General features: G+C 68.7%; 20 protein-coding genes. 14 read left to right on the top strand and 6 right to left on the bottom strand.

Annotated elements, in window-relative coordinates; genetic code table 11:
* Window positions 1-37: 37 nt before the first annotated feature.
* From uvrA to D7I44_RS15940, 11 genes are all read left to right on the top strand, one after another.
* The gene (gene uvrA / locus D7I44_RS15990; RefSeq protein WP_120790406.1) at window positions 38-2,932 is read left to right on the top strand and encodes an excinuclease ABC subunit UvrA; all 2,895 of its coding nucleotides are present in this window, start codon (window positions 38-40) and stop codon (window positions 2,930-2,932) included.
* 2 nt (window positions 2,933-2,934) lie between these two features.
* A complete protein-coding gene (uvrC, locus tag D7I44_RS15985) occupies window positions 2,935-4,893 on the top strand; it encodes an excinuclease ABC subunit UvrC (protein WP_245979750.1) in 1,959 nt (652 codons plus the stop codon).
* Entirely contained in the window at window positions 4,874-5,785 is a 912-nt protein-coding gene (rapZ, locus tag D7I44_RS15980) for an RNase adapter RapZ (RefSeq protein WP_120790405.1), read from the top strand. Before uvrC ends, rapZ begins: the two co-directional genes overlap by 20 nt.
* Window positions 5,786-5,808: 23 nt before the next feature.
* Window positions 5,809-6,786, top strand: coding sequence for a DNA-binding protein WhiA (whiA, locus tag D7I44_RS15975; protein WP_120790404.1), 978 nt, complete (start codon window positions 5,809-5,811; stop codon window positions 6,784-6,786).
* 74 nt (window positions 6,787-6,860) lie between these two features.
* Window positions 6,861-7,484 carry a superoxide dismutase gene (locus tag D7I44_RS15970; RefSeq protein ID WP_120790403.1) on the top strand — a complete coding sequence of 208 codons (624 nt, stop codon included), beginning with the start codon at window positions 6,861-6,863 and terminating at the stop codon, window positions 7,482-7,484.
* 102 nt (window positions 7,485-7,586) lie between these two features.
* A complete protein-coding gene (gene gap / locus D7I44_RS15965; RefSeq protein ID WP_120790402.1) occupies window positions 7,587-8,591 on the top strand; it encodes a type I glyceraldehyde-3-phosphate dehydrogenase in 1,005 nt (334 codons plus the stop codon).
* A 27-nt stretch (window positions 8,592-8,618) separates the two neighbouring features.
* Complete coding sequence (locus D7I44_RS15960; protein WP_120790401.1) at window positions 8,619-9,842, top strand: phosphoglycerate kinase; 1,224 nt, start codon at window positions 8,619-8,621, stop codon at window positions 9,840-9,842.
* A gap of 38 nt (window positions 9,843-9,880) precedes the next feature.
* On the top strand, window positions 9,881-10,627 hold the full coding sequence (gene tpiA, locus D7I44_RS15955; RefSeq protein ID WP_245980339.1) for a triose-phosphate isomerase: 747 nt from the start codon (window positions 9,881-9,883) through the stop codon (window positions 10,625-10,627).
* Window positions 10,628-10,722: 95 nt separating this feature from the next.
* Window positions 10,723-10,968, top strand: coding sequence for a preprotein translocase subunit SecG (secG, locus tag D7I44_RS15950; RefSeq protein WP_120790399.1), 246 nt, complete (start codon window positions 10,723-10,725; stop codon window positions 10,966-10,968).
* 50 nt (window positions 10,969-11,018) lie between these two features.
* The gene (locus D7I44_RS15945; protein ID WP_120790398.1) at window positions 11,019-11,381 is read left to right on the top strand and encodes an RNA polymerase-binding protein RbpA; all 363 of its coding nucleotides are present in this window, start codon (window positions 11,019-11,021) and stop codon (window positions 11,379-11,381) included.
* 100 nt (window positions 11,382-11,481) lie between these two features.
* A complete protein-coding gene (locus D7I44_RS15940) occupies window positions 11,482-11,856 on the top strand; it encodes a hypothetical protein (protein WP_120790397.1) in 375 nt (124 codons plus the stop codon).
* Here D7I44_RS15940 and pgl read toward each other — a convergent pair.
* The 6 genes from pgl to tkt are packed head-to-tail and all read right to left on the bottom strand — an operon-like array spanning window position 11,850 to window position 19,973.
* Window positions 11,850-12,623, bottom strand: a complete 774-nt coding sequence (pgl, locus tag D7I44_RS15935) for a 6-phosphogluconolactonase (RefSeq protein ID WP_120790396.1) — start codon at window positions 12,621-12,623, stop codon at window positions 11,850-11,852. The two genes, D7I44_RS15940 and pgl, sit on opposite strands and share 7 nt — an antisense overlap.
* A gap of 23 nt (window positions 12,624-12,646) precedes the next feature.
* On the bottom strand, window positions 12,647-13,591 hold the full coding sequence (locus D7I44_RS15930) for a glucose-6-phosphate dehydrogenase assembly protein OpcA (RefSeq protein WP_120791011.1): 945 nt from the start codon (window positions 13,589-13,591) through the stop codon (window positions 12,647-12,649).
* Entirely contained in the window at window positions 13,588-15,129 is a 1,542-nt protein-coding gene (gene zwf, locus D7I44_RS15925; protein ID WP_120790395.1) for a glucose-6-phosphate dehydrogenase, read from the bottom strand. Before zwf ends, D7I44_RS15930 begins: the two co-directional genes overlap by 4 nt.
* 12 nt (window positions 15,130-15,141) lie before the next feature.
* A complete protein-coding gene (locus D7I44_RS15920) occupies window positions 15,142-16,743 on the bottom strand; it encodes a glucose-6-phosphate isomerase (protein ID WP_120790394.1) in 1,602 nt (533 codons plus the stop codon).
* The gene (tal, locus tag D7I44_RS15915; protein WP_120790393.1) at window positions 16,740-17,858 is read right to left on the bottom strand and encodes a transaldolase; all 1,119 of its coding nucleotides are present in this window, start codon (window positions 17,856-17,858) and stop codon (window positions 16,740-16,742) included. Before tal ends, D7I44_RS15920 begins: the two co-directional genes overlap by 4 nt.
* A 12-nt stretch (window positions 17,859-17,870) precedes the next feature.
* Window positions 17,871-19,973, bottom strand: coding sequence for a transketolase (gene tkt, locus D7I44_RS15910; protein WP_120790392.1), 2,103 nt, complete (start codon window positions 19,971-19,973; stop codon window positions 17,871-17,873).
* Window positions 19,974-20,232: 259 nt separating this feature from the next.
* Here tkt and D7I44_RS15905 point away from each other — a divergent pair, with 259 nt between their 5' ends.
* From D7I44_RS15905 to sufB, 3 genes are all read left to right on the top strand, one after another.
* Window positions 20,233-21,156, top strand: coding sequence for a heme o synthase (locus tag D7I44_RS15905; protein ID WP_120790391.1), 924 nt, complete (start codon window positions 20,233-20,235; stop codon window positions 21,154-21,156).
* A complete protein-coding gene (locus tag D7I44_RS15900) occupies window positions 21,156-22,139 on the top strand; it encodes a COX15/CtaA family protein (RefSeq protein WP_120790390.1) in 984 nt (327 codons plus the stop codon). Before D7I44_RS15905 ends, D7I44_RS15900 begins: the two co-directional genes overlap by 1 nt.
* A gap of 143 nt (window positions 22,140-22,282) precedes the next feature.
* Complete coding sequence (sufB, locus tag D7I44_RS15895; RefSeq protein ID WP_120790389.1) at window positions 22,283-23,701, top strand: Fe-S cluster assembly protein SufB; 1,419 nt, start codon at window positions 22,283-22,285, stop codon at window positions 23,699-23,701.
* Window positions 23,702-23,703 lie beyond the last annotated feature (2 nt).

Here is a 23,703-nt window from a genome sequence, read left to right as displayed (position 1 = left end):
AGTGACGTCCCCCACCTCCTCCGCAGCGTTCGGGCACGTGCATCCGGTCGACTCGCGCGCCAAACTCAGCGTGCGCGGGGCCCGCGTGCACAACCTGCACAACGTCGACCTCGAGATCCCGCGCGACGCACTCGTCGTCTTCACCGGGCTGTCCGGCTCCGGCAAGTCGTCGCTCGCCTTCGACACGATCTTCGCCGAGGGGCAGCGACGCTACGTCGAGTCGCTCTCTGCCTACGCGCGCCAGTTCCTCGGCCAAGTCGACCGGCCCGACGTCGACTTCATCGAGGGCCTCAGCCCCGCCGTGTCGATCGACCAGAAGTCGACGAACCGCAACCCGCGCTCGACCGTCGGCACGATCACCGAGATCTACGACTACATGCGCCTGCTCTGGGCGCGCATCGGCGTCGCCCACTGCCCGGTCTGCGGCGAGAAGATCCAGCGGCAGACCGTGCAGCAGATCGCCGACCAGCTGATGGAGCTGGAAGAGCGCACCCGCTATCAGGTGCTCGCACCGGTCGTGAAGCAGAAGAAGGGCGAGTTCGTCGACCTCTTCAAAGAGCTCGCGGCGAAGGGCTTCGCACGTGTGCTCGTCGACGGCGAGCAGCACGCGCTGACCGAGCCGCCGACCCTCAAGAAGTCGTACAAGCACGACATCTCCGTGATCGTCGACCGTCTCGTCGCCGGGCCCGAGATCCTCGGCCGCCTCACGGACTCCATCGAGACCGCACTGGGTCTCACCGATGGCCTCATCGACGTGAACTTCGTCGACGAGCCCGCGGACTCGCCTGATGCCTGGGTGACCTTCAGCGAGAAGCTGGCGTGCCCCAACGGGCACCCGATCCAGCTGACCGAGATCGAGCCGCGCACCTTCTCGTTCAACGCCCCGTTCGGCGCCTGCCCCGAGTGCTCCGGCCTCGGCGTGCGCATGGCCGTCGACGACGAACTGCTGCTCGGCGATCCCGAGTCGAGCCTCGCCGAGGGCGTCATCATCCCGTGGACCAGCCAGGGGAAGAGCCTCTACCAGTACTACGAGAAGCTGCTCGCCGGCCTCGCACGTGACCTCGACTTCGACCTCGACACCCCGTGGAACAAGCTGCCCGAGCGGGTGCGCAGCGCTGTGCTGCACGGCGAGGACTTCGAGGTGAAGGTCCGCTGGAAGAACCGCTTCGGGCGTGAGATGAGCTACACCAGCGGTTTCGAGGGCGTCGTGCCCTACATCGAACGGCAGTACGCGCAGGCCGAGACCGACACCCAGCGCCAGCGCTGGGCAGAGTTCCTGCGCGAGGTGCCGTGCCCCGTGTGCGGCGGGAAGCGCCTCAAGCCCGAGGTGCTCGCGGTGCTGGTGCACGAGCACTCCATCGCCGACGTCGCCGAGCTGAGCCTCACCGACTCGCGCGAGTTCATGAACAAGCTCAAGCTCACCGAGCGCGAGGCCGTCATCGCCGCCCAGGTGCTGCGCGAGATCAAGCTTCGGCTCGACTTCCTCATCCAGGTCGGGCTCGGCTACCTCAACATGGCACGCGCCGCAGGCACGCTGTCGGGCGGCGAGGCGCAGCGCATCCGCCTCGCGACGCAGATCGGCTCGGGCCTCACCGGCGTGCTGTACGTGCTCGACGAGCCGTCGATCGGTCTGCACCAGCGCGACAACCGCCGGCTCATCGACACGCTCGTCGCGTTGCGCGATCTCGGCAACACGCTCATCGTGGTCGAGCACGACGAAGACACGATCCGAACCGCCGACTGGGTCGTCGACATCGGCCCGGGCGCCGGCGTCAACGGCGGCCGTGTCGTGCACTCCGGCTCCTACGACGAGCTCGTCGACAACCGCGACTCGCTCACCGGCGACTACCTCGCCGGTCGCAAGGCGATCGTCACGCCGTCGAAGCGACGCAAGATCGACAAGAAGCGGATGCTGCAGGTGGTCGGCGCCAACGCCAACAACCTCAAGGACCTGACGGTCGAGTTCCCGCTCGGCGTCTTCACCGCAGTCACGGGTGTGAGCGGCTCCGGCAAGTCGACGCTCGTGAACGACATCCTCTACCGGGTGCTCGCGCAGCGGCTCAACGGCGCCCGCAAGGTCGCCGCCAAGCACACGCGTGTGACGGGCGTCGACAACCTCGACAAGGTCGTGCACGTCGACCAGGCGCCGATCGGCCGCACCCCGCGGTCGAACCCGGCGACCTACACGGGCGTGTTCGACAAGATCCGCACGCTGTTCAGCGAGACGGTCGAGGCGAAGTCGCGCGGCTACCAGCCGGGCCGGTTCAGCTTCAACGTCAAGGGCGGCCGCTGCGAGAACTGCCAGGGCGACGGCACGATCAAGATCGAGATGAACTTCCTGCCCGACGTCTACGTCGACTGCGAGGTGTGCCATGGTGCCCGCTACAACCGCGACACCCTGCAGGTGCACTACAAGGGCAAGAACATCGCCGAGGTGCTCGACATGCCCATCGCCGAGGCTGCGGAGTTCTTCGAGCCGATCAGCGCGATCCATCGCTTCCTCAAGACGCTCGTCGATGTCGGCCTCGGCTACGTGCGCCTCGGCCAGTCCGCGACGACGCTCTCCGGCGGCGAGGCACAGCGCGTGAAGCTCGCCACCGAGCTGCAGCGCCGCACCAACGGCCGCAGCATCTACGTCCTCGACGAGCCGACGACCGGTCTGCACTTCGAAGACGTCCGCAAGCTGCTGCTGGTGCTGTCGAGCCTCGTCGACAAGGGGAACACCGTCATCGTCATCGAGCACAACCTCGACGTCATCAAGAGCGCCGACCACATCATCGACCTCGGCCCCGAGGGCGGCGCGGGCGGCGGCCAGGTGATCGCGACGGGTACACCCGAGCAGGTCGCCCAGGTCGAGGCCAGCTTCACCGGCCAGTTCCTGCGCGAGGTGCTCGGGCTCGACGAGCCGGCGCGTGCGAAGGCATCCGCCTGACCGTGGCACCCAGCGCAGAGACCGCACGCGGAATCACCAACGGTCACGTGCCGTCGCAGACCGTGGCGTACAAGCCGAAGACGGGCGAGATCCCGACATCCCCTGGCGTGTACCGCTTCCGCGACGCGACCCAACGGGTGCTCTACGTCGGCAAGGCGAAGAACCTGCGCGCGCGGCTGTCGAACTACTTCCAGCCGTTACGCAACCTGCACGAGCGCACGCGGCGCATGGTGACGACGGCGGCGAGCGTCGAGTGGACGGTCGTCGGCAACGAGTTCGAGGCGCTGCAGCTCGAGTACACCTGGATCAAAGAGTTCAACCCGCCGTTCAACGTCGTCTTCAAAGACGACAAGTCCTACCCGTATCTGGCGGTGACCCTCGGCGAGAACGTGCCGCGTGCGCTCGTCACGCGCAACCGGAAGGACAAGACGAGCCGCTACTTCGGCCCGTACACGAAGGTCTGGGCGATCCGCGAGACGCTCGACCTGATGCTGAAGGCCTTTCCGATGCGCTCCTGCTCAGACGGGGTGTTCCGTCGCGCCGAGCAGACCGGCCGTCCGTGCCTGCTCGCGGACATCGGCAAGTGCGCTGCGCCGTGCGTCGGCCGCATCACGCGCGAGGAGCACCGCGAGCTCGCGAACGAGTTCGTCGACTTCATGTCGGGCAGCGACCAGCGCTACCTGCGCACGCTGACGAAAGAGATGACGGATGCCTCGGCCGAGCTGAACTTCGAGCTGGCGGCCCGCTACCGCGACCGCATCCAGGCGCTCACCGCCGTGATGGAGAAGACGGCCGTGGTGCTCTCCGACAACGTCGACGCCGACGTCTTCGGAATCGCCCACGACGAGCTCGCAGCGGCGGTGCAGCAGTTCATCGTGCGCGGCGGGCGCATCCGCGGAACGCGCAGCTGGGTCGTCGACAAGGAGCTCGACCTCGAGCTCGCCGACCTGGTCGACACCGTGCTGCAGAACGCGTACGACGGCGACTTCGCGCCGCCGCGCGAGGTCATCGTGCCCGAGGTGCCCGAAGACAGCGAGGTGCTCGAGCAGTGGCTCACAGATCGTCGAACGAAGACCGACGACGCGAGCCGCGGGGGAGCGGTGGCGCTGCGCACAGCCCAGCGCGGCGACAAGGCCCAGCTCGCGCAGACCGCCGAGCTCAATGCCAAGGGCGCGCTCGCGCTCTACAAGACGCGCCGCAGCGCCGACTTCACGGCACGCTCGCAGGCGCTGAACGTCATCCAAGACGCGCTCGGCATGGCCGACGCGCCGCTGCGCATCGAGTGCTACGACGTCTCGCATCTCTCCGGCACGAACGTCGTGGCGTCCATGGTCGTCATGGAGGACGGGCTGCCGCGCAAAGACCAGTACCGCCGGTTCTCGATCCCCGAGACGACGGACGACACCGACTCGATCTACCAGGTGCTCACCCGCCGCCTCGCCTACCTCAAAGAAGAAGCCGCGACCCCGGTCGCCGAACGCGACGACGAGACCGGCGAGACCCGCCGCAAGAAGTTCGCGTACGCCCCGCAGCTGCTGCTCGTCGACGGCGGCCAGCCGCAGGTGAGCGCGGCGAAGCGCGCACTCGACGAGTCGGGGGTGCAGGGCATCCAGCTCGCCGGCATCGCCAAGCGCCTCGAAGAGGTCTGGCTGCCGAACTCCGACTTCCCGGTGATCCTGCCGCGCAACTCGGACGCACTGTTCCTCATCCAGCGCATCCGCGACGAGGCGCACCGCTTCGCGATCACCTACCAGCGCGCCACTCGTAAGCGCGACATCTCGAGCGTGCTCGGCACCGTGCCCGGGCTCGGGCCGGCCCGCGTGAAAGAGCTGCTCGGCCACTTCGGATCGGTGAAGCGCCTGCGCGAGGCATCCGTCGAAGCCATCGCCGAGAGCCGCGGAATCGGCCCCGCCCTCGCACAGGCGGTGCACGAGACCCTGCATGCCGCCGACGGCGAATAGGCTTACGGATGTGACGGCAGCGCCACCACCACCGCAGCAGGAAGTCCTGATCGTCACCGGCATGTCCGGCGCCGGCCGCTCGACGGTGGCGAAAGCCCTCGAAGACCTCGACTGGTTCGTCGTCGACAACCTGCCGCCGCAGATGCTGCGGCCTCTGCTCGACCTCGCCGGCCGAGCCGAGCAGGACACCCCGCGCATCGCCGCCGTGCTCGACGTGCGCGGACGCGACTTCTTCACGGAGCTGCAGGATCTGCTGCCGTCGCTGCGCGACAACGTACGGCTCTCCGTGCTTTTCCTCGACGCGTCGGATTCCGCGCTCGTGCGCCGCTACGAGGCGGTCCGCCGGCCCCACCCGCTGCAGGGCAACGGCACGATCCTCGACGGCATCATGGAGGAGCGCACGCGGGTCAAGCAGCTGCGCGAGTTCGCCGACCAGCTGATCGACACCTCCGAGCTGAACGTCCACCAGCTCACCAACCGCATCCACGACGCGTACAAGACCGAGACGACGCCGGGTGTGCAGGTCACGATGACGAGCTTCGGCTTCAAGTACGGGCTGCCGAGCGACGCCGACATGATCGCCGATGTGCGCTTCCTGCCGAACCCGTTCTGGGTGCCGGAGCTGCGCGCGCTCGATGGAACAGACGAGGCGGTGCGCGACTACGTCTTCGCGCAGGACGGTGCCGAGGAGTTCGTCGAGCTGTGGTCGCGGATGCTTGCGGTCGCGCTTGCCGGCTACCAGCGCGAGAACAAGCGGCACGCCCTGATCGCGATAGGCTGTACCGGCGGCAAACACCGCTCCGTCGCGATCGTCGAGGAGCTGGCGCGGCGGGCTTCTGACCTGCCCGGGGTCGCCGTCAACGTCAAGCACCGTGACCTTGGCCGCGAGTGACGCGGCAGATTGGACGTAACTCAGTGGCACTGACCGCGGACGTCAAGGACGAGCTTCTCTCGGCCCCGGCGGGCAAGACCACGGTACGTGCGGCTGAGCTCGCCACCATCCTCCGGCTCGCCGGCGGCCTGCACGTCATCTCGGGCCGCATCGCGATCGAGAGCGAGCTCGACAGCCCGCAGCTCGCCCGCCACGTCGCCCGCGCCCTCGCCGAGCTCTACGGAGTGCGCTCGGAGGGCACCGTGATCGCCGCGTCCGGCACACGCCGCGCCGACCAGTTCGTCGTGCGCGTCGTCGACGGCGGCGAGACGCTCGCCCGCCAGACCGGCCTGCTCGACGCGCGCCGCCGGCCCATCCGCGGCCTGCCCAACAAGCTCACCACCGGCGCCCGCGACGAGCTCGCGGCCGTGTGGCGCGGCGCCTTCCTGGCCGCAGGCACCCTCACCGACCCCGGCCGCTCCGCGTCGCTCGAGATCACGACGCCCGGGAACGAGACCGCCATGGCGCTCGTCGGCGCTGCCGGCCGCCTCGGCATCGCGGCGAAGGCCCGCGAGGTCCGCGGCGTGCACCGGGTGGTCATCCGCGACGGCGAGGCGATCAGCGGGATGCTTGCGGCGATGGGCGCCGTGGGCACCGTGCGCAGCTGGGAAGAGCTGCGCCAGCGCCGCGAGGTGCGCGCGACCGCGAACCGGCTCGTCAACTTCGACGACGCCAACCTGCGCCGCAGCGCGCAGGCCGCCGTCGCCGCGTGCGCACGCGTCGAGCGGGCGCTCGAGATCCTCGGCCCCGACCTTCCCGACCACCTCAAGTACGCCGGGCAGCTGCGCCTCGCGCACCGTGATGCCAGCCTCGACGAGCTGGGGCACCACGCCGACCCGCCCATGACCAAGGACGCGGTCGCCGGGCGCATCCGCCGCCTGCTCGCGATGGCCGACAAGAAGGCGACCGACCTGGGCATTCCGGGGACAGAGGCGAACCTTCCGCCTGATCTCGAAGAGTGACCTCGAGCCTTATCGGGGCGCTCTCGCGTCACTAGAGTTGAGATCGTCTGTAGAAGATACGAGGAGAAGAGTGAATGGCTGACTACACGCTCGCAGAGCTGCCCTACGACTACTCGGCACTCGAGCCGAACATTTCGGGCCGCATCATGGAGCTGCATCACGACAAGCACCACGCCGCCTACGTGACGGGCGCGAACACCGCCATCGCGAAGCTGGCCGAGGCCCGTGACGCCGGCGACCTCACCAACGTCAACAAGCTTCAGAAGGACCTGGCCTTCAACCTGGCCGGCCATGTGAACCACACCGTGTTCTGGAACAACCTCTCGCCGGACGGCGGTGACAAGCCCGAGGGTGAGCTTGCCGCTGCTGTCGACGAGTTCTTCGGGTCGTTCGACAAGTTCCAGGCGCACTTCACCGCCTCGGCGCTCGGCATCCAGGGCTCCGGCTGGTCGATTCTCGCGTGGGATTCCCTCGGGCAGAAGCTCATCATCGAGCAGCTGTACGACCACCAGGGCAACCTGGCCACCGCGACCGTTCCGCTGCTGCTCCTCGACATGTGGGAGCACGCGTTCTACCTCGACTACGTCAACGTGAAGGCCGACTACGTCAAGGCGTTCTGGAACATCGCGAACTGGGCCGACGTGAATGCCCGCTTCGAGAAGGCGCGCACCACCACCTCAGGTCTGCTGCTTCCGTAGGAATCTTCCGGCGCCCGGCACACGATGCCGGGCGCCGGTTCCGCAACTCCCCACCCTCACCTGCCGGCATCCGCTCGGCATTCAACACACCTGGAGATCCCCGTGTCCGTAAAGATCGGAATCAACGGCTTCGGCCGCATCGGTCGCAACTTCTTCCGCGCCGCGCTCGAGAAGGGCACCGAGCTCGAGGTCGTCGCCGTCAACGACCTCACCGATGCCAAGACCCTCGCGCACCTCCTCAAGTACGACTCGATCCTCGGCACGCTGAAGCACGACGTGAGCGTCGACGGCGACAGCATCGTGGTCGACGGCCACCGCATCAAGGTCCTCGCCGACCGCGACCCCGCGAACCTGCCGTGGGGCGAGCTCGGCGTCGAGATCGTCGTCGAGTCGACGGGCTTCTTCACCAACGGCGAGAAGGCGAAGGCGCACATCGCCGCCGGCGCCAAGAAGGTCATCATCTCGGCCCCCGCGACCAACGAGGACGGCACCTTCGTCATCGGCGTCAACGAGCACCTCTACGAGCCCGAGAACCATCACATCATCTCGAACGCGTCCTGCACGACGAACTGCCTCGCGCCGCTCGCGAAGGTGTTCAACGACAAGTTCGGCATCGAGCGCGGCCTCATGACCACCGTTCACGCGTACACCGCGGACCAGAACCTGCAGGACGGCCCCCACAAGGACCTGCGCCGTGCCCGCGCGGCCGGCCTCTCGATTATCCCGACCTCGACCGGCGCGGCGAAGGCCATCGGCCTCGTGCTGCCCGAGCTGAAGGGCAAGCTCGACGGCTTCGCGCTGCGCGTTCCGACCCCCACCGGCTCGATCACCGACCTCACGGTCACGACGAAGTCGCCGGTCACGGTCGACGAGATCAAGGCCGCTTACAAGGAGGCCGCGGAGGGCCCGCTCAAGGGCATCCTCGAGTACACCGAGGACGAGATCGTCTCGCGCGACATCGTCGGCAACCCGCACTCGTCGATCTTCGACGCGGGCCTCGTGCGCGTCATCGGCGACCAGGTCAAGCTGTCCGCGTGGTACGACAACGAGTGGGGCTACTCGCGCCGCCTCGTCGACCTCGCCGACTACGTGGCCGAGCGCCTCTAGGCGCGGCAGAAAGACCGAGGAAGAGCAGTGGCGCTTCGCACCCTGGACTCCCTGGGCTCGCTCGCAGGCAAGACGGTCGTGGTGCGCCTCGACCTGAACGTGCCGTTGAAAGACGGCGTCATCACCGATGACGGCCGTGTGCGAGCGTCCCTGCCCACCCTCAACGCGCTGCTGTCGCAGGGCGCCCGCGTCGTGGCGATCAGCCACCTCGGGCGCCCCGACGGCGCGCCGGACCCCAAATACTCGCTCGCGCCCGTCGCCGTGCGGCTCTCCGAATTGCTGGGCACGCCCGTCGCGTTCGCGTCCGACACAATCGGGGCGGATGCCGAGGCGAAGGTGGCCGCACTCGCCGACGGCGACGTGCTCGTCCTCGAGAACCTGCGCTTCAACGCGGAGGAGACCTCGAAGGACGAGACGACCCGCGCCGCGTTCGCCGCGAAGCTCGCCGCGTTCGGCGACGTCTTCGTCTCGGACGGCTTCGGCGTGGTGCACCGCAAGCAGGCATCCGTCTACGAGCTCGCGCAAGCGCTGCCGAGCGCAGCCGGCCTGCTGATCGCCGCCGAGCTCGACGTGCTCGACCGCCTCACCGAGAACCCCGAGCGGCCGTACACGGTCGTGCTCGGCGGCTCGAAGGTCAGCGACAAGCTCGGCGTCATCGGGCACCTGCTGCCGCGCGTCGACGCGCTCGCGATCGGCGGCGGCATGCTGTTCACGTTCCTCGCGGCTCAGGGCCACAAGGTCGGCTCGAGCCTGCTCGAGGCGGACCAGATCGACACCGTGAAGGGCTATCTCGCCAAGGCCGAGGAGCTCGGCGTCGAGATCGTGCTGCCCACCGACGTCGTGGTCGCCGAGAAGTTCGGCGCCGACGCCGCGCACGAGGTGCGCGCCGCCGACGACATCGAGGGCTCGCCGTGGGGTTCCGCGGGGCTCGGCCTCGACATCGGGCCCGAGACCTCCGCAGCGTTCGCCGCCAAGATCACCTCGGCGAAGACCGTGTTCTGGAACGGCCCGATGGGCGTCTTCGAGCTCGCGCCGTTCGCGGCAGGCACGAAGGCCGTCGCGCAGGCGCTCACCGAGGTCGACGGCCTCGCGGTGGTCGGCGGCGGCGACTCGGCGGCCGCCGTGCGCGCGCTCGGCTTCGACGACGACCAGTTCGGCCACATCTCCACCGGCGGCGGCGCGAGCCTCGAGTTCCTCGAAGGCAAGAGGCTTCCCGGCCTCGAAGTCCTCGGCTGGGAGGCCTCGCAGTGAGCGACGCGCGCACCCCGCTCATCGCGGGCAACTGGAAGATGAACTTCGACCACCTGCAGGCGATCGCGTTCGTGCAGAAGCTCGCATGGAGCCTGCGGGACGCCCGGCACGACTTCGATGACGTCGAGGTCGCGGTGTTCCCGCCGTTCACCGACCTGCGCAGCGTGCAGACGCTCGTGCAGGCCGACAAGCTCGAGCTGAAATACGGCGGCCAGGACGTGTCGACGCACGTCTCCGGCGCGTTCACGGGCGAGATCTCGGCGACGTTCCTGAAGAAGCTCGACGCCGAGTACGTCATCGTGGGCCACTCAGAGCGTCGCTACCGGCACGTCGAGTCCGATGAGACCATCGCGGCGAAGGCGAAGGCCGCGCGCGACGGCGGCATCGTGCCGCTCATCTGCGTCGGCGAGACCGCGAAGGACCTCGAACGGCACGAGCCGAGCGCGGTGCCAGCGAACCAGCTGCGCGGCGCGCTCATCGACTTCAAGCCCGGCGACGAGTTCGTCGTCGCGTACGAGCCCGTATGGGCGATCGGCGCAGGGTCGCCCGCGACCCCCGAGCAGGCCCAGAACGTGGCATCAGTTCTGCGTGAGGTCGTGCGTCAGGCGGTCGGTGACGAGACGGCCGCGAAGACCCGCATCCTCTACGGCGGCTCGGTCAAGTCCGACAACATCGTCGGGTTCATGAAGTGCCCGGACGTCGACGGGGTCCTGGTCGGCGGAGCGAGCCTCGACGTCGACGAGTTCTCGGCGATCGCGCGCTACAAGAAGCACGCGACGTACTAGCAGACAGGGCGGGTGACGAACCGGCGCTCGCTTATACTGGCAGACGGTGCCGCGCACCCGTATCGCGCGCGCACGCTCACGAAAGGTCCCACACCGTGCAAATCCTCCAGGTCGTCCTGCAGGTGCTCCTCGGCATCACCAGCCTGCTGCTGACCCTCCTGATCCTGCTCCACAAGGGGCGCGGCGGCGGCCTCTCCGACATGTTCGGCGGCGGCATGACCTCGAACCTCGGCGCCTCGGGCGTCGCAGAGCGCAACCTGAACCGCATCACGGTCATCCTCGGCCTGGTCTGGATCGTCTGCATCGTGGTCCTCGGCCTCATCACGCGCTTCACGTCGTAGCCCGCACAGCCGCGACACGCACACGCACACCAGAACATCTAGGAGGAGCAATGGTTTCCGGAGGCAGCGCCATCCGCGGTTCCCGCGTCGGGGCGGGTCCGATGGGCGAGCAGGACCACGGTCACCACGCCGACCGCATCGCCGTCTCGTACTGGGACGCGCTCGGCAACGAGACCGTCCGCTACTTCGCGGCCAATCTGCCCGACGAGGAGATCCCCGACACGATCGACTGCCCGTCATCCGGGCTCCCGGCCGGCCGTGACCGTGAGAACCCGCCGGCCGTCGCAAAGAACGAGCCGTACAAGACGCACCTCGCCTACGTGAAGGAGCGCCGCACCGAGGAAGAGGCTGAGGCCCTTCTGCAGGAGGCGCTGGACAAGCTCCGCGCCCGCCGCGGCACGCTGGCGAGCTAGCAGCAGATACGAGGAAAGCCCCCGCTTCGGCGGGGGCTTTCTCTTGCGCCGGCATCCGCCCTGAGCGCGATGCTGGGACATGCTCTCAAGCCCGCGCCGAGTGGCCCAGCTGATCGCGCTCGCACTCGCCGTCGTCGCCGTGGCGGCGGTGCTGTTCGTTCCGAGCTATTCGATCGAGACGAGCTCGTCAGACCACGGCGCGAGCTATTTCGTCGTGAGCGCCCTGGTCGTCAACGGGCCGGGCATGCTGGTGCCGTTGGGCATCCCGCTTCTCGTCGCCGTCGCCCCCGTCGCCGCCAGGGGCCGCGCGTGGCACCCGGTCTCGATCACCGCCACGGTGCTGCTCGCTGCGTTCGCGGTGATCGGGGCCTTCAGCATCGGCATCTTCTTCGCCCCCGCGGCCCTGGTCGAGATCGTCGCGCTGTTCCTGCACGCGGGGCCGCGTGCGAGAGCCGAGAAGCTCGCGGCTCAGTAGCTCTCGGCGATCAGGTCCTCGGGGACCTCGGCGGCAGCATCCTGGTCGACGAAGAAAGCGGTACGACGGCGGCCCTTGGCGCCGGCGGCCGGCACCTCGAAATACGATGCGCCGGCGAGCGCGAGACCGAGGGCTGATGCCTTGTCGGCGCCCGCCAGCACGAGCCAGACGCGCTCGGACGAATTGATCACCGGCCGGGTCAGCGACAGGCGCAGGGGCGGCGGCTTCGGCGAGTTCTGCACCGAGATCACGGGCACATCCGTGACGCGGATGCCGGGCAGATTCGGGAACAGCGACGCGATGTGCCCGTCGGGGCCGACCCCGAGGAAGGTGATGTCGAACCGCGGCCACTGGCCGCCGTCGGGGGAATGGCGGGCGAGCTCTGCGGTATACGCCGCGACGCCCTCGTCGAGCGAGGCAACCTCGTCGCTCGCCGCGAAGGCGTGGATGTTCTCCGCAGGGACGTCGATGTGGTCGAGCAGCGCCTGGCGCGCCTGCAGCTCGTTGCGGTCGCCGTCCGCCTTGGGAACGAAGCGCTCGTCACCCCACCAGAAGTGCACCTTCGACCAGTCGACGGTGTCGCGCGATGGCGACTCGTTCACGGCGGCGAGCGAGCCGATGCCGATGGTGCCGCCCGTCAGGACCACGTGCGCGCTGCCGTGCTCGGCGATGATGTCGGCCGCCTTGGTGAGGAACCGGGCCGCGACCGAAGCGGCGAGTGCTTGCTTATCGGGGTGGACAAGCACCCGCCGTTCGTTCGTCGTCATAGTTCTCTCAGACTAGCTCCGACCTAGTGGCCGAGAAGCGCGATGCCCTTGGTGATGACCTGGCCGTACAGCTCGTCGGGGTCGAGCCTGCGCAGCTCCTCGGCGAGGCAGTCGCGCAGGTTGCGGCGCGGCAGGGCCAGATCGTGAGTGGGCTGGTTCGGCTGCTTCAGCGTCGCGATGCCCGGAACGTCCCGCTCGAGGTCGATGTCCCCTGAGGCGCGCGTGAGGCGCACGCCGTGGATGCCGCTCGAACCGTTCGCACGGGTGGTGATGTCCTTGTTCACCGGAGCGTCGAGCGCCATGCGCAGCCACGCCGCGAGCAGGTACGTCGATGGGGAGTCCTCCGCCCCGGTCACGTGCACCTGGGTGACCGGCTCGAACGGCGCCTGGTCGAGCGCCGCGGCGAGCTGGGCGCGCCACAGGGTGAGCCGCGTCCAGGCGAAGTCGGTGTCGCCCGGCGCGTAGGTGACCGAGTTGTGGCGGATCGCCGCTGCGGGGTCGGGCTGGCTCGAGGCATCCGTGATGCGCCTGGTCGCGATGCGGCCGAGCGGCGAGTCGGACACCTTGATCGGCGCCTTGCGGGGCCACCAGGCGACCACGGGGGCGTCGGGCAGCAGGAGCGCCGTGACCAGGCCCTCCTCGTCGTCCGCCACGTCGCCGTAGGCGCGCAGGATGATGACCTCGGAGGCGCCGGCGTCGGCGCCCACGCGGATCTGCGCATCGAGGCGGTGGCCCACGGCGGCGATCGCCGGGTCCTCGTCGTCGGCCTTCGCGATCACGATGACGCGCATCGGGTGCTCGCGGGAGGCGTCGTTCGCGGCCTCGATGGCCTCTTCCTCTTCGCCCATCGCGGTCGAGATGACCAGGGTGAGCACGCGGCCGAGGGTGACAACACCGCCCTCGTCGCGGATCTTGACGAGCGTCTTCGCGACGCCGTTCGTCGTGGTGTCGGAAAGGTCGACGATCACGGACGCCTCCAAACTCGGCCGTCGCGGGCCATCATGTCGTCTGCGGACTTCGGGCCCCATGAGCCCGGCTTGTACTGCTCCGGCTGGCCCTGCTTCGCCCAGAACTCCTCGATCGGGTCGAGGATCTTCCAGGACAGCTCGACCTCCTCGTGGCGTGGGAACAGCGGCGGGTCGCCGAGCAGCACGTCGAGGATGAGCCGCTCGTACGCCTCGGGGCTGGCCTCGGTGAACGAGTGGCCGTAGCCGAAGTCCATCGTGACGTCGCGCACCTGCATGCCCGCCCCCGGCACCTTGGAGCCGAAGCGGATCGTGACGCCCTCGTCGGGCTGCACGCGGATCACCAGGGCGTTCTGGCCGAGCGCCTCGGTCTGCGAGCCATCGAACAGCTGCTGCGGCGCACGCTTGAACACGACCGCGATCTCGGTGACGCGGCGCCCGAGGCGCTTGCCGGTGCGCAGGTAGAACGGGACGCCCGCCCAGCGGCGGGTGCCGATCTCGAGCTTGACGGCTGCGTAGGTCTCGGTCGTCGACTGCGGGTTCATGCCGTCTTCGTCGAGGAATCCGAGAACCTTCTCGCCGCCCTGCCAGCCACCTGCGTACTGGCCGCGCGCGGTGGCCTGCGACAGGTCCGCAGGCAGTCGCACGGCCGCCAGCACCTTCTCCTTCTCGGTGCGCAGGTCGTGCGCGTCGAAGCTGATCGGCTCCTCCATGGCGGTGAGCGCGAGCAGCTGCAGCAGGTGGTTCTGGATGACGTCGCGGGCAGCGCCGATGCCGTCGTAGTAGCCGGCGCGGCCGGCCACGCCGATGTCCTCGGCCATCGTGATCTGCACGTGGTCGACGTAGTTGGCGTTCCAGATCGGTTCGTACAGCTCGTTGGCGAAGCGCAGCGCCAGGATGTTCTGAACCGTCTCCTTGCCGAGGTAGTGGTCGATGCGGAACACCGAGTCGGCGGGGAACACCGACTCGACGACCGCGTTCAGCTCGCGCGCCGTCTTGAGGTCGCTTCCGAAGGGCTTCTCGATGACGACCCGGCGCCACTGCCCCTCCTGCGGCTCAGCCAGCTTCGACTTCTTCAGCTGCTCGGTGACGAGCGGGAAGGCCTTCGGCGGGATGGACAGGTAGAACGCGTGGTTGCCGTTGGTGCCGCGCTCCTCGTCGAGGGTGTGGATCGTGTCGGCGAGGCGCTGGAACGCCGCGTCGTCATCGAACTCGCCGGGGACGAAGCGGATGCCCTGGGCCAGCTGCTGCCACACCTCGTCGTGGAACGGGGTGCGGGCGTACTGCTTGACGGCCTCGTAGACGACCTTCTCGAAGTCCTGGTCGACCCAGTCGCGCCGGGCGAAGCCGACGAGGGCGAAGCCAGGGGGCAGCAGGCCGCGGTTGGCCAGGTCGTAGACCGCGGGCATCAGCTTCTTGCGGGACAGGTCACCCGTCACACCGAAGATGATGAGGCCGGACGGGCCCGCGATACGGTTCAGCCGCTGATCGTCGCGGCTGCGCAGAGGATTGTGATCCTTGGTGATCTCCACCGGAGACATTGAGCTCGCTTACTACTCGTTGACCGCGCTGAAGAGGGTCGTGATGTTCGCCTCTGGGTCGGTCAGGTTCAGGGTCAGCACCGGTCGGCCGTGCTCAGCGAGCACAGCGCCGTCACCGGCCGCCTGCGCGTTGATCAGCTGGCCGAAGGTGAACGGGCGGTCGGGGATCTGCAGGTCCTGCGGGTGCGTCGAGGTGATCTGCAGGAAGACGCCGACCGCAGGGCCGCCCTTGTGGAACTGCCCGGTGGAGTGCAGGAAGCGCGGGCCCCAGCCGAAGGTGACCGGGCGCTTCGCGCGCGCCGCGATCAGGTCGCGGATTCCCGCGAGCTGCGGCAGCGCGAGGCGGTCGACGTAGGCCTGCACCGCGACGTACCCGCCGTCGGGCAGCTGCGCGAGCAGCGCACCGATGGCCGAGTCGAGATCGGATGCCTGGGCGAGAAGCCCCTCCGTCGCGCGGACCTCGATGCCGGAGTCCGTGAAGACGGGCGCCGTGGGCTCGGGGGTCGCGTCGAGCAGCGCACGTGCGGCGACCTTGGCGGCCTCGACGTCGGGCTGGTCGAACGGGTTGATGCCGAGCAGCCGGCCCGCGACGGCGGTCGCGAACTCCCACAGCACGAACTGCGAGCCGAGGGAGCCCGAGACGAGGATCTCGCCCTCGTGGCGGTCGCGGCGCAGCAGGTGGAACTCGGTGGCGTCCTCGACGAGGCGGGCGATCTGCAGATCGGCGAGGCCCTCGTCGAGCTCGGGCGCCTCCGTGCCAAGGACGACCGGCAGGACACCGGTGCCGAGCTTGCCCGTGGACTCCGCGATGAGCTGCTCGGCCCAGTCGCCGAAGCCGACCAGGGGGCTGCCGTCGGTGACGATGCCGAGCTTGCCCTTCGACGCCATCGCGGCGCCGAGGATGAGGCCCGGGTTCTTCTCGTCGTCGACGGCGAGCTCGCGCAGCACGGCCTCCGCCTCGAGCAGCAGCTCGTCGAGGTCGACGCCGGCGAGGCCGGAGGGCACGAGGCCGAAGGCGGTGAGAGCCGAGTAGCGGCCGCCCACGTTGGGGTCGGCGTTGAACACCGTGTAGCCGGCCTCGCGGGCGCTCACGTCGAGCGGCGAGCCGGGGTCGGTCACGATGGCGATGCGCTCGAGCGGGTCGATGCCCGCGTCGCGGAACGACTTCTCGTAGATCCGCTTGTGGCTGTCGGTCTCGAGCGTGCCGCCGGACTTCGACGAGACCACGACGGCGGTCGTCGCGAGGCGGTCGCCGATCGCGGCGAGCACCTGGCCGGGGTCCGTGGTGTCGAGGATCGTGAGCTCGACGCCCTCGGTGTTCGTGATGACCTCAGGGGCGAGCGACGAGCCGCCCATGCCGCCGAGCACGATGTGGTTCACACCGGCCGCGCGCAGCTTGTCGCGCAGCGCGTAGATGTCGGCGACGAGCGGCCGCGAGATGTTCACGGCGTCGATCCAGCCGAGGCGCTTGCTCGCCTCTGACTCGGCGTCCGGGCCCCACAGCGTGGGGTCCTGGGCGAAGACGCCCGACGCGACGAGGTCCGTCACGAGCGCGGGAAGGGCGGCCTCGACGGCCTCCTTCACCGCGCCGCTGACGTGGATCTGGACCGTCACTTGGCGGCCTCCAGCGAGGACTCGAGCGCGCCCTGCACCGAGGCGACGAGCTCGTTCCACGAGGCGATGAACTTCTCGACACCCTCGGTCTCGAGCACGGCGACGACATCCTCGTAGCTGACGCCGACCTTGGCGACCTCGTCGAGCACGGCGGCGGCCTCGGTGTAGGCGCCGGTGATCGTGTCACCCGTGACGACCGCGTGGTCGAAGGTGGCCTCGAGCGTCTTCTCGGGCATCGTGTTCACGACGCCGGGGGCGACCAGGCCGGTCACGTAGAGGGTGTCGGGCAGGCTCGGGTCCTTGACGCCGGTGGAGGCCCACAGCGGGCGCTGCAGGTTGCCGCCCGCGGCGAGCAGACCCTGGGCGCGCTCGGTGCCGAACTCCTGCTCGAAGAGCTGGTACGCGAGCACCGCGTTGGCGACGCCCGACTTGCTCTTGAGTGCGAGCGCCTCGTCGGTGCCGACCGCGGTCAGGCGCTTGTCGATCTCGGTGTCCACGCGCGAGACGAAGAACGACGCGACCGACTGGATCTTCGAGATGTCGATGCCCGCTGCCTTCGCCGTCTCGAGACCGGTCAGGTAGGCGTTGATGACCTCGCGGTAGCGCTCGAGCGAGAAGATCAGCGTGACGTTGACGCTGATGCCCTTGCCGATGACCGCGGCGATGGCCTCGAGGCCCTCCTTGGTGGCGGGGATCTTGATCAGCGCGTTCTCTTTGCCGACCTTCGCCCACAGCTCCTCGGCCTGTGCGATCGTGCCGGCCGCGTCGTTGGCGAGCAGGGGCTCGACCTCGATCGAGACGCGGCCGTCGACGCCGTTCGTGGCGTCGTAGACCGGCTTGAAGATGTCGGAGGCGTCGGCGACGTCGGCGGTGGTCAGCTCGAAGATGGCCTCGGTGGCCGACTTGCCGGCGGCGGCGAGCTGGGCGAGCTTCTCGGTGTAGCCCTCGCCCTTGCCGATCGCGGCGGCGAAGATGGTCGGGTTCGTGGTGACGCCCGTGACGTTCTTCTCGTCGATGAGCTTCTGAAGGCCGCCCGAGCTGATGCGGGTGCGCGACAGGTCGTCCAGCCAGATGCTGACGCCCGCTGCGGAGAGCTGTGCGGTGGGAGTAGTCATGTTCTCGTTCCTCTACTTCTCGTTGGCGGCGAGAGATTCCTTCGCCGCCGCGACGACGGACTCCGTCGTCATGCCGAACTTCTCGAACAGGGTCTTGTAGTCGGCCGACGCACCGAAGTGCTCGATCGAGACGATGCGGCCCCTGTCGCCGACCCAGGTGTGCCACGGCAGCGCGATGCCCGCCTCGACCGCGACACGGGCGGTGACGGATGCCGGGAGCACCGACTCCTTGTACTCGGCGCTCTGCTCGGCGAACCACTCCTGGCTCGGCACCGACACGACGCGCGCGTTGATGCCCTCGCCTGCGAGCACCTGGCGCGCCTCGACGGCGATCTGGAGCTCGGAGCCGGTCGCGATCAGGATGATGTCGGGGGTGCCGTTCGGCGCCTCGGCCAGCACGTACGCGCCCTTGCCGACGAACTTCGCCGACGCGAAGGTGTCGCCGCTCGCCTCGCCGGCGCCGCGCTCGAACACCGGCAGGTTCTGCCGGCTGAGAGCGAGGCCGACGGGGCCGCCGCGGCGCGAGAGGGTCTCGAGCCAGGCATACGCCGTCTCGTTCGCGTCACCGGGGCGCACGATCGCGAGGTTCGGGATCGCGCGCAGCGCGGCGAGGTGCTCGACCGGCTGGTGCGTCGGGCCGTCTTCGCCGAGGGCGACCGAGTCGTGCGTCCACACGAAGATCGACGGGATGTCCATGAGCGCCGCGAGGCGCACGGCGGGGCGCATGTAGTCGGCGAACTGCAGGAAGGTGCCGCCGTAGGAGCGGGTCTTGCCATGCAGGGTGATGCCGTTCAGGATCGAGCCCATCGCGTGCTCGCGGATGCCGAAGTGGAGGATGCGGCCGTAGGGGTTGCCCTGGCCCCACTCGGGAGTGGTGATCGACGACGGCAGGAACGAGCCACCGCCCTCGATGGTGGTGAGGTTCGACTCGGCGAGGTCGGCCGAGCCGCCCCACAGCTCGGGCAGCTGAGCGGCGAGGGCGTTGATCGCCTTCCCGCTCGCCGCGCGGGTCGAGACGTCCTTGCCGGCCTCGAACACGGGAAGCGCGGCCTCGAGGCCCTCGGGCAGCTCGCCCGCCTCTAGGCGGTCGAACAGCGCCTTGCGCTCAGGGTTGGCGGCGGCCCATGCGTCGAAGCCGACCTGCCACTCGGCGCGCTGCGCCTTGCCGCGCTCGATCGCGCCACGGGTGTGCGCGAGCACCTCGGGGTCGACGTCGAAGCTCTTCTCGGGGTCGAAGCCAAGGGCCTTCTTGACCCCGGCGACCTCTTCGGCGCCGAGCTTGGCGCCGTGCACCTTGCCGGTGCCCTGCTTGGTCGGCGACGGGTAGCCGATGAGGGTCTTCAGGATGATGATCGACGGCTTGTCGGTGACGGCCTTGGCCGCCTCGATGGTGTCGAACAGCTCCTGCACGTCTTCGTGGTACGAGCCGGACTTGAACCAGTCGACCGTGTGGACGTCCCAGCCGTACGCCTCGTAGCGCTTCGCGGTGTCCTCGGACAGGGCGATGTCGGTGTTGTCCTCGATGGAGATGTGGTTCTTGTCGTAGATGACGACGAGGTTGCCGAGTTGCTGGGTGCCGGCGAGCTGGCCGGCCTCGCTCGTGACGCCCTCTTCGATGTCGCCGTCGCCGGCGATGACGTACACGTGGTGGTCGAACGGCGATTCGCCGGCCGGGGTCTCCGGGTCGAACAGGCCGCGCTCGTAGCGCTGCGCGAAGGCGAAGCCGACGGCTGATGCCAATCCCTGCCCCAACGGGCCGGTCGTGATCTCGACGCCCTTGGTGTGGCGGTACTCGGGGTGGCCGGGAGTCAGGGAGCCCCAGGTGCGCAGCGCCTCGATGTCGGAGAGCTCGAGGCCCCAGCCGCCGAGGTAGAGCTGGATGTACTGGGTGAGGGAGGAGTGGCCGACCGAGAGGATGAAGCGGTCCTGGCCGATCCACTGGTCGTCGCTCGGGTCGCGGCGCATGATCTTCTGCCACAGCAGGTAGGCCGCGGGGGCCAGGCTCATGGCGGTGCCGGGGTGGCCGTTTCCGACCTTCTCCACCGCGTCGGCCGCGAGAACGCGAACCGTGTCGACCGCCTTGTTGTCAATGGAATCCCATTGCAGAGCTGCCACTGGACCTGACCCTTCACTATTCAGTGCGATCGGGTCCTGTTTCCACACCCGCCGCTTGTATCGGTTGTGCCGCCACGGACTTCATTGGCAACCGCGGCGTCTCGCAGACTTCTCCCAGCCGGAAGGTTGGAATGTTGATTCGTCTGTCGAAAGCCGCGGAAGGCGAGCACCCAACATCATAGTCGCGCCCGTGCATCCCAAGGGCACCCCTCGCGCGTGAACTAGACTCGACGCGAAACAAAACCCCCTTCGAGGAGCCATGGGCATTGCCGTAGAGCACCAGGCGGAGACGCCGGTCCGCATTGGCTTCAGGCGCAAGGCGCTGGCCTACGTCGCGCTGACCAAGCCGCGCGTGATGGAGCTGCTGCTCGTCACGACGATTCCCGTCATGATCCTGGCGGCGCACGGGCTGCCGAGCGTCTGGCTGATCATCGCGACCGTCATCGGCGGCGCGCTGTCCGCCGGCAGCGCCGCGAGCTTCAACATGTACATCGACCGCGACATCGACGCGGTCATGAAGCGCACCAAGAACCGGCCGCTCGTCACGGGTGAGCTGAGCCCGCGCGAGGCATACGTCTTCTCTTGGCTCCTCGGCATCGCCTCGACCGTGTGGCTCGCGCTCACGACCAACCTGCTGGCCGCCGCGCTGTCGGTCGTCGCGATCCTGTTCTACGTCTTCGTCTACACGCTGTGGCTCAAGCGCCGCACCGCGCAGAACATCATCTGGGGCGGCATCGCCGGCTGCTTCCCGGTGCTCATCGGCTGGTCGGCCGTGACCGCGAGCCTCGACTGGGCGCCGGTCATCCTGTTCCTCGTCGTGTTCCTGTGGACGCCGCCGCACTACTGGCCGCTCTCCATGAAGTACCGCGACGACTACAAGGCGGTCGGCGTGCCGATGCTCGGCGTCGTGCGCGGCCGCGCGCAGGTCGGCCTGCAGGTCATCCTGTACGCGTGGGCGACCGTCGCGTGCTCGCTTCTGCTCATCCCGGTGGCGAACATGGGCTGGGTCTACGCGATCGGCGCCGCGGCCTCCGGCGGCTGGTTCATCTACGAGACGCACCGCCTCTACCACCTGGCGATCCGGCACGAAGACGTCTCGCCGATGCGCGTCTTCCACGGTTCGATCACCTACCTCTCGATCCTGTTCCTCGCGGTCGCGATAGATCCCCTCATCCACCTCTGATGCGCACTCCTCTCGGCTGGGCAGCTGACCGCTGGACCCTGAGCCCGCGCGTGCTGCGCTGGGCGACCACCTTCGCCCTCGTCATGGGCGTGCTCATCGTGCTCGGCGGCGGCATCGTCCGCGTCACGGGCTCCGGCCTCGGCTGCCCCACCTGGCCGGAATGCGAGGCCGGCTCGCTGACGGCGACGCCCGAGCTCGGCATCCACGGCTTCATCGAGTTCGCGAACCGCACCCTGACCGACGTGCTGGTCATCTCGGTCGCGTGCGTGATCATCGCCGCGCGCCTGCAGAAGCCGCGGGTGCGCAGCATCACGCGGCTCGCGTGGAGCCAGTTCTGGCTCGTCGTCGCCAACGCCGTCGTCGGGGGAGTGAGCGTGCTCGCGAAGCTCAATCCCTACGTCGTCGCGCTGCACTTCATCATGGCGATGGCGCTGCTGACCGCGATCGCGCTGACCTGGCACCGCGTGCACGAGCAGCCGGACCGGCCACGCGAGGTGCGGTCCGTCGCCAAGTCGCTCAGCTGGCTCACCCTCGCCGTGACCTTCGTGCTGATCTGCGCGGGCACCCTCGCGACGGGCTCCGGCCCGCACTCGGGCCAGGCGCCGGACGGCTCACCCGTGCAGCGCATGGGCTTCGACTGGCTGGCCGTCACCTGGGTGCACGGCCTGCTCGCAGGAGCGACGCTGGCCTTAGGCATCCTGCTCGTCCTGATCCTGCGCGCACCGGGCGAGAAGGTGGCGCGCGAACGGGCTTGGTTCTTCGTCGCGGCCGTCGTCGTGCAGGGGGTCATCGGCGTCGTGCAGGCGACGACCGGGCTGCCGGCCGTGCTGGTGATCCTCCATGTCGTCGGGGCCGGCCTCGTCTGGATCGGCGCCGTCCGCCTCATCCTCGACGTGCAGCCCGGCCTGTTCCCGTCCGTGCACATTGGCGGTCCCGGCGCAGTCACGGCTGATTCAGCGCAGGCGCGCGCAGCAGTTCGATAGACTTGCAAGGTTCATGGGTGCGCCACCGCGTGCCCCCAAGCCATCCGCACAATCGCCGACTGCAACGGACTCGTGACCGTCGCGCTCATGGCGGCGAGCCGGTCTGATAACCGGTCACGGGCGGCAGATAGCGAGGTTAAAACATGTCAGACGTTCTCATCGACCGTCCTGAGCTCGCCGGCCTCGGCCAGTACGAGTTCGGGTGGGCGGACTCGGACGCGGCTGGGGCATCCGCCCGCCGCGGTCTGTCGCAGCAAGTCGTCAGCGACATCTCGGCGCTCAAAAGCGAGCCGGAATGGATGCTGCAGCGCCGCCTGCGCGCGCTCGAGACCTTCGGGAAGAAGCCGATGCCCACGTGGGGCGCCGACCTCTCCGACATCGACTTCGACAACATCAAATACTTCGTGCGGTCCACCGAGAAGCAGGCCCAGTCATGGGAGGACCTCCCTGAGGACATCCGCAACACGTACGAGAAGCTCGGGATCCCCGAGGCCGAGCGCCAGCGCCTCGTCGCCGGTGTCGCCGCCCAGTACGAGTCCGAGGTCGTCTACCACCAGATCCGCGAGGACCTCGAGGCGCAGGGCGTCATCTTCCTCGACACCGACACCGCGCTGAAGCAGTACCCCGAGATCTTCGAGGAGTACTTCGGCACCGTCATCCCCGCCGGCGACAACAAGTTCGCGGCGCTGAACACCGCGGTGTGGTCGGGCGGCTCCTTCGTCTATGTGCCGAAGGGCGTCCACGTCGAGATCCCGCTGCAGGCCTACTTCCGCATCAACACCGAGAACATGGGCCAGTTCGAGCGCACGCTGATCATCGCCGACGAGGGCTCGTACGTGCACTACATCGAGGGCTGCACCGCCCCGATCTACAAGAGCGACTCGCTGCACTCCGCCGTCGTCGAGATCATCGTGAAGAAGAACGCCCGCGTGCGCTACACGACGATCCAGAACTGGTCGAACAACGTCTACAACCTGGTCACCAAGCGCGCCATCGCCCACGAGGGCGCGACCATGGAGTGGATCGACGGCAACATCGGCTCCAAGGTGACGATGAAGTACCCGTCCATCTACCTGGTGGGCGAGCACGCCAAGGGCGAGACCCTCTCCGTCGCCTTCGCCGGCCCCGGCCAGCACCAGGACGCCGGCGCGAAGATGATCCACATGGCGCCGTACACGCAGTCGTCGATCGTCTCGAAGTCGATCGCCCGCGGCGGCGGCCGCGCCGGCTACCGCGGCGAGGTGCGTGTCGACCCGAAGGCCCACCACGCGGCGAACACCGTCCGCTGCGACGCCCTGCTCGTCGACACCATCTCGCGGTCGGACACCTACCCGGCCATCGACATCCGCGTCGACGACGTGCAGCTCGGCCACGAGGCCACCGTGTCGAAGGTCTCGGAGGAGCAGCTCTTCTACCTGATGAGCCGTGGCCTGCCGGAGGACGAGGCGATGGCGATGATCGTGCGCGGCTTCATCGAGCCGATCGCCCGCGAGCTGCCCATGGAGTACGCCCTCGAGCTCAACAAGCTCATCGAGATGGGCATGGAAGGATCGGTCGGCTAAGC

The organism is Gryllotalpicola protaetiae, from assembly GCF_003627055.1.
Classification (GTDB): Bacteria; Actinomycetota; Actinomycetes; order Actinomycetales; family Microbacteriaceae; genus Gryllotalpicola; species Gryllotalpicola protaetiae.
This window is presented reverse-complemented; position numbering and strand designations above follow the sequence as displayed.